The sequence below is a fragment of the Nocardia sputi genome, from assembly GCF_023501985.1.
On record NZ_JAMFLC010000006.1, the window covers coordinates 41,207 to 53,043 of the forward strand.

The 11,837-nt window shown below is 64.5% G+C and carries 11 protein-coding genes and 1 pseudogene; 9 read left to right on the plus strand and 3 right to left on the minus strand.

Annotated features, from left to right (window positions below; translation table 11 throughout):
- Positions 1 to 45: 45 nt before the first annotated feature.
- The 6 genes from M8859_RS11335 to M8859_RS11355 all read left to right on the plus strand — a co-directional run bounded on the left by M8859_RS11335 (position 46) and on the right by M8859_RS11355 (position 5,883).
- Entirely contained in the window at positions 46 to 1,662 is a 1,617-nt protein-coding gene (locus tag M8859_RS11335; protein WP_249644192.1) for a carboxylesterase/lipase family protein, read from the plus strand.
- A gap of 281 nt (positions 1,663 to 1,943) precedes the next feature.
- Positions 1,944 to 2,558 (plus strand): NADPH-dependent FMN reductase, encoded by a 615-nt coding sequence (locus M8859_RS11340; RefSeq protein ID WP_195070720.1) that lies wholly within the window; start codon positions 1,944 to 1,946, stop codon positions 2,556 to 2,558.
- A gap of 5 nt (positions 2,559 to 2,563) precedes the next feature.
- Positions 2,564 to 4,027 carry a DHA2 family efflux MFS transporter permease subunit gene (locus M8859_RS11345; protein ID WP_236565755.1) on the plus strand — a complete coding sequence of 488 codons (1,464 nt, stop codon included), beginning with the start codon at positions 2,564 to 2,566 and terminating at the stop codon, positions 4,025 to 4,027.
- Between the two features lie 487 nt (positions 4,028 to 4,514).
- The gene (locus M8859_RS11350) at positions 4,515 to 4,667 is read left to right on the plus strand and encodes a hypothetical protein (protein WP_159930310.1); all 153 of its coding nucleotides are present in this window, start codon (positions 4,515 to 4,517) and stop codon (positions 4,665 to 4,667) included.
- Positions 4,668 to 4,820: 153 nt separating this feature from the next.
- A complete protein-coding gene (locus tag M8859_RS37615) occupies positions 4,821 to 5,051 on the plus strand; it encodes an S-adenosylmethionine:tRNA ribosyltransferase-isomerase (protein ID WP_372492902.1) in 231 nt (76 codons plus the stop codon).
- Positions 5,052 to 5,064: 13 nt separating this feature from the next.
- On the plus strand, positions 5,065 to 5,883 hold the full coding sequence (locus M8859_RS11355) for an S-adenosylmethionine:tRNA ribosyltransferase-isomerase (protein ID WP_308221187.1): 819 nt from the start codon (positions 5,065 to 5,067) through the stop codon (positions 5,881 to 5,883).
- A 342-nt stretch (positions 5,884 to 6,225) separates the two neighbouring features.
- Here M8859_RS11355 and M8859_RS11360 read toward each other — a convergent pair.
- A pseudogene (locus M8859_RS11360) lies at positions 6,226 to 6,417 on the minus strand (pantetheine-phosphate adenylyltransferase); the annotation flags it as partial.
- A 310-nt stretch (positions 6,418 to 6,727) separates the two neighbouring features.
- On the minus strand, positions 6,728 to 7,300 hold the full coding sequence (locus M8859_RS11365; RefSeq protein ID WP_159930313.1) for a TetR/AcrR family transcriptional regulator: 573 nt from the start codon (positions 7,298 to 7,300) through the stop codon (positions 6,728 to 6,730).
- A 198-nt stretch (positions 7,301 to 7,498) separates the two neighbouring features.
- On the opposite strand from M8859_RS11365, the gene M8859_RS11370 reads away from it, so the two are divergent.
- From M8859_RS11370 to M8859_RS11380, 3 genes are all read left to right on the plus strand, one after another.
- Positions 7,499 to 8,509, plus strand: a complete 1,011-nt coding sequence (locus M8859_RS11370; RefSeq protein ID WP_159930982.1) for an AurF N-oxygenase family protein — start codon at positions 7,499 to 7,501, stop codon at positions 8,507 to 8,509.
- Positions 8,510 to 8,668: 159 nt separating this feature from the next.
- Positions 8,669 to 10,288, plus strand: coding sequence for an MFS transporter (locus M8859_RS11375; protein ID WP_249644193.1), 1,620 nt, complete (start codon positions 8,669 to 8,671; stop codon positions 10,286 to 10,288).
- Positions 10,289 to 10,381: 93 nt separating this feature from the next.
- Positions 10,382 to 10,666 (plus strand): NAD(P)-binding protein, encoded by a 285-nt coding sequence (locus M8859_RS11380; protein WP_195070718.1) that lies wholly within the window; start codon positions 10,382 to 10,384, stop codon positions 10,664 to 10,666.
- 31 nt (positions 10,667 to 10,697) lie between these two features.
- On the opposite strand, the gene M8859_RS11385 is transcribed toward M8859_RS11380, so the two are convergent.
- Positions 10,698 to 11,588 (minus strand): helix-turn-helix domain-containing protein, encoded by an 891-nt coding sequence (locus M8859_RS11385; protein WP_249644194.1) that lies wholly within the window; start codon positions 11,586 to 11,588, stop codon positions 10,698 to 10,700.
- Positions 11,589 to 11,837 lie beyond the last annotated feature (249 nt).

Consider the following 11,837-nt stretch of genomic DNA (forward strand, 5'->3'; position numbering starts at 1 on the left):
CGGCGATGTGTCAGACGTTGACCTCAGGTGTGCAGGAGTGTTCTCATGCCGTTCAGCGTCGGGAGATCCCAGCGTGTGAGCCCATTACGGTGGTTGGTCGCGGTCGTGGTCTCGATCTTCGGTGTCGTCAGCTGCTCCGCCGCCGGTCTGGCCGGCGCCGACGAAGGGCCGGCTACGAGTGTTTCCGGTGGAGTGATCCGAGGCGCGCGCGTCGACGGGATGATCGAGTATCTCGGAGTCCCGTTCGGGGCCTCCACCGCGGGCGTCAACCGTTTCGCGCCGCCGAAGCCGGCCCCGCCATGGACGGGTGTGCTCGCGGCCACTGCGCATGGTCCGCAATGCCCGCAATCATCTCCGTTGCCGTGGATTCCGGCGGTGCAACCCGCGAGCGAGGACTGCCTCACCATCGATGTCTATGTCCCGGAACATCCCGCCGCGAGCGAACTTCCGATCATGGTGTGGTTCTACGGCGGTGGATTCGTCCTGGGGTCCAATGCCCAGTACGACTCACCCGCCCGGCTCGTCCGGGATGGCCAGGTCATCGTCGCGATCCCCAATTACCGACTCGGTCCGTTCGGTTTCCTGGCCTTACCCGAACTCGCCGCGGGCGAGGGTGGTGTCACCGGAACTTACGGCACCCTGGATCAGCAAGCGGCATTGCGATGGATCCGCGACAACGCCGCTGCCTTCGGTGGGGACTCGGACAACATCACCCTGTTCGGCGAATCCGCCGGAGGCATGAGCGTCTGCACGCAACTGGCGTCACCGACCGCCCGCGGTCTCTATGCCAAAGCCATCATCCAAAGCGGTTCCTGCGCACGCAGTCCCCTCGCGCCCGCTTCGAAAGAACAGGCCTATCAACGATCAGCCGAGTACGCCGCCGGTCTCGGCTGCGCCGAGGCCGCAACTCGCCTGACGTGCCTGCGGGCATTGCCGGCCGACCGGATGTTGGATTCTCCCACGACAACTCTGCACACGATGGCTGTCACATGGACCCCGGTGCGCGACGACGTCGTCGTCACCACCCCGCCGGAGAACGCCCTGGCCGATGGGGCCGTGCGCGACATTCCGCTTGTCGTCGGCAGCAACGCCGACGAAGGTGCGACCTTCCTCGCCCTGCTCGACTACGCTCGCGCTACAGTGCCGGATTCAGCCGACTACGTGAGCTGGGCTCAGGAACTCTTCACCGGCAACGCCGATCGCGTTCTGCAGCGATACCCCGTATCGGCCTTCGCGACCGCGGCCGAGGCCAAGCAGCACGTGATCACCGATGGTTTCTTCGCTTGTCCAGCGCTGTTCACCACGCAAGCAGCCCGTCGCGGCGGTGCTCGAGTATGGCAATACCAGTTCAACGATGCGCTCGTGGGGCGAAACCCGCTCCTGCCCGGGGCCTTTCACGGTGCCGAAGTGCCTTACGTCTTCTCAGGACTGTTGGGTGTGCCCATCCCGCTACCGCCCGCAGCGGACCGCCTCTCCCGGCAAATGCAGCAAAGCTGGGCACAATTCGCCCACACCGGCAACCCCGAAACGCAAGCCTTCACCCCATGGCCGTCGACTTCGGACACAACCCTCGAACTCGGCAGCGACAACATCACTGTCGCAGACTCCTTCGCCCACCAACACCACTGCGACCTATGGTCGGGCATCAGCCGCATCGGCTAGGGTGACCGGATCTCAGGCTTCTCACGGCCGGCCCTCCGGGTAGCAATGGCACGAAGCAACGAAGTTCTAGGCTGGGACGCGCAGGTCGGTATCTGCGGAGGGATTCAGGTGGAGGTCCGGCAATGCGGATTTCGTGCCTCGGGCAGCACATGGGCGATCACCAGCTGGTTGAGCTCTGGGTGATGTGGCCTCGATCACAGGAGGGTTGACCCGAAGATTGGTTGAGGTTGGAGGCTGTGGAGAGCGCCGACGCTGGTGCGATCGTCCAAAGGAGGGGCCTCATGAGCAACTGGCACGTCGATACCGGAGGGCCGCACGGTCGGGTCCCGGCTCCGCTGCGGGTCGCGGTCGTCGTCGGCAGCACCCGGGAAGGCCGGTTCGGCACGACCATCGCGGACTGGTTCGTCGGTCAGCTCCGGCGCCACGACACCCTCGAGGTCGAGATCGTCGATACCCGACAGGTCGCGCTGCCGCACGCCTTCGGTGCGGTCACCGATCACCCGTCACGGGCGGAGACCGCTGAAAAGCTCTCCCGCGCGGACGCGTTCGTGGTGGTGACGCCCGAGTACAACCACAGCTACCCGGGGGCACTGAAGAATCTGATCGACGAACATCACGTCGAATGGCAGGCCAAGCCGGTGGGTTTCGTCTCCTACGGCGGCATCTCCGGTGGTCTGCGCGCGGTGGAACACCTGCGGCCGGTCTTCGCCGAACTGCACGCGGTCACTCTCCGCGACACCGTCAGCTTCACGAACCCGTGGCGCCGATTCGACGACGCGGGTGAGCTGGCCGAACCGACCGACGCGGCCACCGCCACCAAGGCCCTGCTGAAGCAATTGACCTGGTGGGGTGAGGCATTGCGCGCCGCCCGTGCCGCCAACCCGTACGGGGCGTGAGGGCCGTGGCCACTACCGCAACGGCTCCCGCGTCGCCGGTCGCCGCCCGCAACCCGATGACGATCGTCCTGGTGTTGGTGCTCGGTACGATCATGGCCACACTGGACCAGACCATCGTCAATGTCTCGATCAACGCGCTGTCCGCGCAGTTCGACGCGGGCCTGAACACCATCCAGTGGGTGGCGACCGGCTATTCGCTCGCGCTCGGCGCCGTGGTGCCGACCTCGGCGTGGCTGGTCGGCCGGTTCGGCGCCAAACGGCTGTACCTGACCGCGATCGCCGCCTTCGCGGCCGGCTCGATGCTGGCTGGGCTCGCCTGGAACATCGAGTCGCTCCTCGCTTTCCGGGTCGTGCAGGGCGCCAGCGGCGGGCTGCTCATGCCGGTCGCGATGACGATCCTGCTGCGCGCGGCCGGGCCGGATCGGCTCGGACGGCTGATGAGCACCCTGGGTCTGGCCATTCTGGTCGGCCCGCTGCTCGGGCCCGTGATCGGCGGCTACCTGATCGACGAGGTGTCGTGGCGGTGGATGTTCTTCATCAATCTGCCGATGGGTGCGCTGGTGCTGGTCCTGGCCGCCCGGATCGTGCCCGACGATCCGCCGGAACCGCGGCACGCGCTCGACCTGCCCGGACTCCTGTTGATGTCGCCCGGCCTGGCCCTGCTGATCTACGGGGTGACCGCGGCGGGTGAGCAGGCCGGATTCGCCACACCCGCCGTGCTGATCCCGCTGCTGGCCGGGGTCGGGCTCATCGCCGCCTTCGTGCACCGATCGCTGACCACCGCGCAGCCGCTGCTGAATCTGCGGGTGCTGGGCAACCGGATCAGCGGCACCTCCGCGCTGCTGCTGGCCCTGTTCGCGAGCGGCTACTTCGGTTCGATGCTGTTGCTGCCCCTGTATTTTCAGGTGGCTCGTGGCGAATCAGCGCTGGTGGCAGGCGCCCTGGGTATCCCGCTCGCGCTGGCCTCCGGTCTGACCATGCAGGTAGCGGGCCGGTTGATCGATCGGATTCCGCCCGGCCGCTACCTACCGGTATCGATCACGGTAACCCTCACCGGTTTCGTGCTGTTCATCGTCCAGCTGGACGCGGACGCGCCGTACTGGGCGCTCGGCGCGAGCATGCTGCTCATGGGCGCCGGTGGCGGCGGCACCATGATGCCGGTAATGACCACCGCGACCCGGTCGCTGAGCCGGGCGGATCAGCCGGCGGGATCGACGGTGCTGAACATGATCAGCACCACCGCCCTGGCGGTCGGCACCGCGGTGTCCTCGGTCATCCTGGGCGCGCTGCTCCCGGTGACCGGCGGCCTGCAAGCGCTGCACGGCATGGCTCCGGCGCAGCGCACCGAGATCGCTCCCGCCCTGGCCGAGGCGTTCCAGCACACCTATCTGATCGCTCCGGTCGTGATCGCGCTCGCGTTGATTCCGGCCTTGCTGCTACCGCGCCGGTCGGCTGGCTGTGGTCGCTGATCATCGCCGGTGACGAGTATCTTGCCGCCGTGGGCCGAACTGCTGCCACCCGTTGTCGGACCACCACGCTGACGGTCGTAAGATTCCAGTCCGGAATCTGTCCTGCCCTCGGAGTCGCTTGTGCTGACGACCCGATTGACGAGTGAGACGACAGCCCGGCTTTCGAGGCTGTAGTTCGAGTCAGACACGGAAACGCCGCCTCTGCCGACCAGCAGTGCCGCAGCGGAGCTCGAAATATGTTTCGCTGCCGAATGTTCCGCGTTATCGCTGCTCAGACTACGAGGACGCGGCGGACCGTCGGAAGCTACGTCGACGCTGGCCATGCTGTCGTGGCGAATCCTCTGTGGCGTACGACGTCTGAGCTCTTCGAGCATGTCGGCGCATGTCGGCGCATTTTCGGCCGATCCTCAGTGGAAACCAAACACGAAGGGCTACAATTGATTACGGGCAAGGATGCAGTCGCTTCGCTGCGGCATTCTTCAGCCCGGTGGAGGTGCTGATCACGCAGATCCGCGACTGCATCACCCGATGGAACGCCACGGCCGTGCCGTTCGTGTGGAGCTACATCGTCGGCGAGATCATGGCCGAAGGGGCTCTTCCCTATGCCAGCTTCCGGAAACTCGTCGACAACCATGCCTAGTACTGAGTCTCGCTCCAGGGACGCGGGTTTCGATCTCGTCCGCGGATTTTTCCGATGACCCACACCTGGCCTGCATCACCGCCTGACTCGACCAAATCACGAACCCCTTGGTAAGCAAAGCGGAATCACGGCACACTAGGAGGATGACGAATCATGAAGACTTCAGAATTTGATTTCGATCCGGGGGAAAGGGTTATGCCATCCGATCCTGTCGAGTTGCGCGGCAAACGTCGTGAGGACGGAAGGATGGTCGTGCTCGAACGTTCTACGGCGACGATCGAGTACACGGTATTTTCGACTATTTACAACTATCTTCGGCCGGGTGATCTACTGGTATTGAATGATAGCTATATGATGTCCAATACGCTATCTTTTCGGTTGTAACGAAACTGTGGACGTGATCGTTTACGGTCATGAGCCTGACGGCGCGACCATTGTCAAAATGGAGGCCGGGCAACGATTGGAGCCGGGGATGACCCTGACATCAATCGACGACAGCCTGCTTACATGTGCCTTACTCGAATCACAGCCCGGCCAGCTCTGGAGAGTGAAGTTCGAGTCCGCCGAGCGATTGACGCAGGCACTTGATCGATACGGGCGGCGCATCGACGAGACAATTCACTTGGACCCGACATACTGGCGGACGACGCCAGAGGCTTATCGCTCGGTTTACGCCGAGAAACCTGGTTCGCTGGAGATTCCGTCGGCGGGCCTTCATTTCTCTGAAGAGTTGCTGAATCGCATCGCCGACAAGGGGGTCGAGCTTGCATACATTACCCTGCATGTAGGGGCCACTGAAATCCTCGCAGTTCGTCATATCGGCACGGAGGAGGTCGAGGACCACAACGTGAGATCCGAATTCTTCGAGGTCGGGGATGAGTCCGCCGCGAAAATCAATCGAGCCCTAGCCGAGAAGCGACGCATCGTCGCTGTTGGCACGACGGTCATGCGAACTCTCGAGTCACTGGCAGTCCGCAACGAGCCCAAGGCCGCTATTCGGCCTCAGGCGGCGTGGACCGATCTCTATATTTATCCCGGATTCCAGTTCAAGGTCGTGGACGCACTTCTGACGAACCTCCACCGGCCACGGTCCAGCCATATCGTATTAACTGCCGCTTTCGCCGGCAAAGATCTTGTTATGCGCTCCTACTCCGAGATCTTGGAGAACGGCGGATTTGAGTTCGACATGTTCGGCGACAGCATGCTGATTTTATAGCCGCATCGCGCACTCCGCGCACATCACGACCAACTTCGAGCGCGGGCAGTCGTTGCCGGTCTTGCGTGCGGTCCTGGCTCCGACCGACTAGCTCCGAGTTCGCGATTCGGTGCCGCAGATCAGTAGCCTCCGTAGTTGTCATCGCCCAGAAAGCCGAGCTCGCTGTCCCGCCAGCTCTCCAACCGTTCCCCGTGTGAGAGTGCTAGAACGACATCGCCAGGCGAAAGCACGTTCATTCGTAATATTGGTGTCACACCGCAATCAATCGTTCACTGATGACTGGACCTCCGATTCTGCTGACTGACAAGGGTAGGAGGGGGTCTCCGTAGCGATCGGCTGAACCTACAGCCGCTTCAGCAGTCGACTACGCACCTGCGCTGGCAGCAGGCCGGTGAGGTCGCCATCTGCCGCTGCGACCTCCTTGACCAACGAGCTGGACACGAACCCGTAAGCCGGGTCGCTGGCGATAAAGACCGTGTCCACGCCGGTGAGTGGGTGGTTCATACGTGCCATGGATCGCTCGTAGTCGAAGTCGCCGCAGAGCAGGGCCGGGAGCTGCCGGTTTCCGTCCGACTGGTGGGTTGGTTCGCGGTCGAATCGCGATGACGGATCTCGGCGGAAGGAGGAACACCGTTCGGGCTGGACGGCGGTGAGGTGCTGACCGGGCTGTGCTCGAGAACCGGCTCCCGTCGCCGGAGTGCCGTTGTTATGTGCGTGAGGTCTTGGGGCGGACGGGTCTTGTGGGTCAGCGCGGGCATGGTCATCGTCTCGGGTGGAACTGTGCTGCGCCAGTTCCGTTTTTCCGTTTGCCGACGTTTGTCGCAGGCGCTTGATGGTGGCGTGATCACGGCGCTTCGAGATGGTTCTGGAGCAGGTGGCGGAGCTGGTCGTAGGTGCGGTTGAGGGGTGCGATGCTGTGGTCTGCGATCGACATCATGACTGCGCCCTCGATCGCCGCGATTGTCGTGGTCGCCAGGCCTTGGGCGGTACGGGCGGGTATGCCCTGTGCGATGGCTTTCTCGGCCAGGTGGTGCTCCCAGTGCCGGAATGCCTGGCTGGCCAACTCCCGGACGCCAGGTGCTTCGCTTCCGCCGTATGCCGCGGCGGCGATCGGGCATCCGGACTGGTAGTCGCTGGTCACCAGCACCCATTTCCAGTACTCGACGAAAGCCTGCAGCATTTCCTGCGGCGAGAGGGTCTCGGCCATCTGTTCGATCATCTGCTCGATCCAGGCCCCCGCGGTCCGCACGGACTCCTCGATCAACTCGGTCTTTCCGCCGGAAAAGTGCTTGTAGATCGATTGCCGTGCGGTGCCGCTGTGCTCGAGCAGATCGGCCACCCCGGTGCCTGCCACCCCTCGACGTCGGATCAGCTCGATCGCGCTCTCGATCAAGCGCCGTCGCGCATCCGCAGCCATGAGCCTCTCTCTTCCCCTCAGTACAGGCGATCCAGCCTAGCGGCGAGCCGGAGTAGACCATTCGGTTCTCTTAATGGAGCCGCAGCTCTGGAATTCCCTGAAGCGCGGCCGAGAAACCTGCTTGCGATAGACCACTCGTTCTATTAGCCTGATGTTAGCGTTACATGTAGTAACAGAAAACGTGGCGAGGAGAGGCCGATGACGATCGAGGTGAACCAGGCCGGGCCCGGCGACGATGTCGTCGACAAGGCCCGGGCGTACGCGGACAAGCTGTCGCTGCTGTCGGAGGGTTCGGTGCACCGACGCTTCGACCCTTACCTCGATATCGACTGGGAGCACCCGGATTTCGAGGCCGACACCGCGCCCGAGCGTTGGATCCTCACCGTGTCCGGTGAGATGCTGGGGCCTCATCCCTGGTATCGGGCGTTGCCGCGGGAGCGTCAGATCGCGATCGGTAAGTACCGGCAGTCCAATATCGCGAAGGTCGGGTTGCAGTTCGAGTTGATGCTGATCAGCGGCATGGTCCAGCACGCCTACCGTCTGCCCAACGGCTCGCCGGAATTCCGGTACTGCACACACGAAATCATCGAGGAGTGCAACCACAACCTGATGTTCCAGGAGATGGTCAACCGCATCGGTATCGATGTGCCCGGGATGACGCCGTGGTTGAAAACGCTGCTGGGATACGTGGTCGGGCCCGCCGGAGCGTTGTTCCCCAATCTGTTCTTCATGGGCGTACTGGCCGGTGAGGAACCCATCGATCACATTCAGAAGGCGATCCTGCGTTCCGGTGAGGAAGTGCATCCGATCATGCGCTCGGTGATGGCCATCCACGTGGCCGAGGAGGCGCGCCACATCTCGTTCGCCCATGAATTCCTCAAACAGAGAGTGCCGCAGACTAATCCGATCCACAGGCTGGGCTTGTCGGTGGCCTTGCCGATCATCATGTTCGCGCTCGGCCGCGCTATCGTCACCCCACCGCGGGCGTTCTTCTCCGAGGCCGGTATCCCGGACTCGGTGCGGAAGGAAGTGTTCTACCGCTCGCCGGACTCGAAACAGGCCTTCGCCGACTTCTTCGCAGACGTCCGCACCCTCGCCGCTGAGATCGGGTTGATCAACCAGATCTCCCGCCGGGTATGGAAACTGCTCGGCATCGATGGACCCACCACCCGCTACCGTTCCGAACCCCACCGGCGCGCGGCGGCCTGATCTGGCGTTCCTGCAAAAGCCGGTGCTGTCGCGGAATCGAGCCGCCGCCGGCGCCCCTGTGGCTGTCGGCCCGCGGTGGCCAACCATCGTGCCCGAGCGGGCTGGCGGCCACCCCTTTCCGAGTTAGCCCGCAGCGCAATGACGAGGAGTCGATTTCCTATGCCCCACCCATCTGTCGCGGAACCCGCCGCACCGGCAGCGCACTCCGCAGTTCCGAGCGTGCGGGGTCGGTGGCCGGCACTCGCCGTCATCTGCGTCGCGGAACTGCTCGTGGTGCTCGACAACACCGTCGTCAACGTCGCGTTGCCGTCTCTGGGTGTGCAGTTGCGTGCCGGCTTCAGTGGGTTGCAGTGGGTGGTCGACGCCTACACGCTGACCTTCGCGGGCCTGCTGCTGGCGTGCGGTCACCTCGGAGACCGCTACGGCCGGCGCACGGTGATGATGCTGGGGCTGGCCGGCGTCGCGGTGATGTCTCTGGGTGGCGCATTGGCGACCGACCTGGGCCAGGTGATCGCCGCCCGCGCCGCGATGGGAGTGTTCGCCGCCGCGGTGTTCCCCGCGACCCTCGCGCTGATCATCAACATCTTCACCGACGTCAGGGAACGGGCCATCGCCATCGCGGCGTGGACGGCGATGGCCGGCTTCGCCATCGCGATCGGGCCGACCGCCGGCGGCTGGCTACTCGAGCACTTCTCCTGGCACTCGGTCTTCTGGGTCAACGTTCCCGTCGCCACCGTCGTCCTGGTTCTCACTCGCCTGCTGGTTCCCGAGTCGAAGGCCACACACACCGGCAGGCTCGACGTCATCGGCATAGCCCTGTCGCTTCTGAGCATCACCGCCTTGGTGTGGACCATCATCGAGGCCCCGCATCAGGGCTGGCTTTCCCCGGCCAGCCTGACCGGCTTCGTCTTCGCCGTGGTCTGCTTCGTGATGTTCCTCCGGTGGGAATTGCGCACTGCGGCACCCGTGCTGAACATGAACCTGTTCCGGATCCGGCGATTCTCCCTGCCCGCGCTGGCGATCGCGGTCGGCTACTTCTGCATGTTCGGGTTCTTGTTCATGATCACCGCGTATTTCCAGGGAGTGATGGAGCTGTCGCCGCTGGAGTTCGGTTTGCACTCGCTACCGTTCGCCGTGTCCATTGCCGTCGGCGCCCCGGTGGCCACGCTGATCGCCCAGAAGACCGGCACCACCGCGGTCATCGTCCTCGGTCTGGTGGTGATGAGTGTCGGAATGTTCGTCGCCGGGCAGGTCGAGGTGCAGACACCCTATGTCGGTCCCGTGCTCGTCTCGATGGTGCTGATGGGCCTAGGACTGGCAATTGTGCAGGGCCCGGCGACCGAATCGATCATGTCCTCTGTCGCCCTCGACGAAGCAGGAGCCGGTTCGGCGGTCAACGACACCACCCGCGAGGCGGGGGGAACCCTCGGCGTCGCGGTGCTGGGATCGATCGTGGCGTCGGTGTACACGACCAAGGTCGGACCGCGCATCGATGCCATCCCAGAGTTCCTGATGACCCCGAACGAGCAGAGCTTCGCCCGCGAAAGCGTCATCGCCGTCCTGGAAATGGTCAAGCGCCCCACCAACCCGGCCTTCGCCCCCCAGAAGGCCGAACTGATCTACGCGATGAAATCCGCGTCCATGGAGGGGTTCCGACTCGCGTCGTATGTGACGGTTTCGGCTTCACTGATCGTCGCGGTTGCCATAGCCATCTTCCTGCCATGGAAACCCGCCGACGAATCCGTGCTCCTCGTCTGGAAAGAGAAGTCCAAGCCATGAAGAGGGGGCGGCAGGCAGTAAAACGCGAATCCTCGGCTGCCACCGTATCAACGAGCCGGGACAAATACCTGCCGACCTGAAAAAGGGGCTGTCATGGAAAACCTGACCAACGCAAAGCAATTCGATGCCATCGTAATAGGATCCGGCTTCGGCGACAGCACCGCCGCCGCCTACTCGGCTGCGGCAGGCCAACAGGTGCTGCTCTTGGAGCGGTACTCGGTCCTCGGTGGCAGCTCGCACGTCTTTCGCAGGCAGGGCCGCAGGGAATTCAGGGCAACGGCGCTGCTCCGACCGCACGATCCGACGCCGCGTCAAGCACTGGGGCGGCCTCGGCTAGCTGAGTACACGCACGCGCCCGGCGGCGTTGAACCGGCGTGAAGTGCTGGCCATGGGCTCGCGAAATACCTGATCAGAGCACTGGTCTGGACCGAGGCGAGCGTCCCGCTCGGACGGTGTCGGCGTGATGGTGGGGACCTCGAATGTCGGTTGCCAGGGTACCCAGCAGGGCCAGGGCTCGGGCTGAGGGGGAGCCCGGTTCGGCCGGATGGGCGATGAGCCGCAGACCGGGCGTGCTGGCGATGGGAAAGATCTCGGTGCGCAGGTGTAGGTCGCCGACGTCGGGGTGATGGAAGCGGGTGGCGGGGCTGAGTGCGCCGCGCGGCTCAGGGGCTGCCCACAACCGGCGGAAGTCGGGGCTGGTGATGGCGAGTTCGCCGACGAGTTCGCGCAGGTTGCGCGCGTCCGGGCTCTGGCCGGTGGCTTGGCGTAGGTCGTGCACGGCCGCACGGGCGGCGCTGGTCCAGTCGCGGAAGAACTGCCGCCCTGTCGGGTCGAGGAAGATCATGCGCAGCAGGTTGTCGCCGAGGACGAAGTGGCTGTGCAGCACGTTCGCCAGCGGGTTGCGGACCAGCACGTCGCAGGACCTTCCCAGGATGAAGGCAGGTGCCACCGTCCAGTCGTTCAGCAGGGCCAGCACCTCGGGCGCGACCCGCTCGATGAGGCCGGGCCGACGGCGCCCGGCGGTGGGCCGGGCCAGCCGATACAGCTCCACCATGGCCTGCTCGTCGAGGCGCAGTGCCCGGGCCAGGCTTTCCACGGTCTGGCGGGTGGGATGCTGGCGGCCCTGTTCGAGCCGGGCGTAGTAGCCGACACTGAGGCCAGCTAGGTGGGCGACCTCGTCGCGGCGCAGCCCAGGAACCCGACGGCTGCCGTCTGAGGGCAGCCCGGCTTGCTCCGGCCGCACGAGCGCGCGGCGCTCTCGCAGAAACCTCCCCAGTAAGTCGTTGCGCTCACGGTTCATAACATCCGAAGTTAGGCAAACGCCGGGCATGCTGCCTGGGTGCATCACTCCCAGGCTGACGGCCGCAACCGCGCGGGTCGCGTGCCGAGGTCGAGATCGCAACGTGCGGCGCGAGCTGATGTCGAGTCTGCGGTGAATATCTGGAAGTCGAGCGCGGCGACAGGAACGTGAGCACAGCGCCCCCGCGGAGGCGCTCGAACGGCGCCCGGTACCCGCCTCAGCGGAAGTTATTCCACGAAGGCGACGTTG

What these genes read in the sequence shown, in the direction of transcription:
- M8859_RS11340 (WP_195070720.1), top strand. Translation starts at nt 1,944, where the DNA reads ATGAGCAACTGGCACGTCGATACCGGAGGGCCGCACGGTCGGGTCCCG.
- M8859_RS11365 (WP_159930313.1), bottom strand. Translation starts at nt 7,300, where the DNA reads ATGGCTGCGGATGCGCGACGGCGCTTGATCGAGAGCGCGATCGAGCTG.
- M8859_RS11335 (WP_249644192.1), top strand. Translation starts at nt 46, where the DNA reads ATGCCGTTCAGCGTCGGGAGATCCCAGCGTGTGAGCCCATTACGGTGG.
- M8859_RS11380 (WP_195070718.1), top strand. Translation starts at nt 10,382, where the DNA reads ATGGAAAACCTGACCAACGCAAAGCAATTCGATGCCATCGTAATAGGA.
- M8859_RS11375 (WP_249644193.1), top strand. Translation starts at nt 8,669, where the DNA reads ATGCCCCACCCATCTGTCGCGGAACCCGCCGCACCGGCAGCGCACTCC.
- M8859_RS11370 (WP_159930982.1), top strand. Translation starts at nt 7,499, where the DNA reads ATGACGATCGAGGTGAACCAGGCCGGGCCCGGCGACGATGTCGTCGAC.
- M8859_RS11385 (WP_249644194.1), bottom strand. Translation starts at nt 11,588, where the DNA reads ATGAACCGTGAGCGCAACGACTTACTGGGGAGGTTTCTGCGAGAGCGC.
- M8859_RS37615 (WP_372492902.1), top strand. Translation starts at nt 4,821, where the DNA reads ATGAAGACTTCAGAATTTGATTTCGATCCGGGGGAAAGGGTTATGCCA.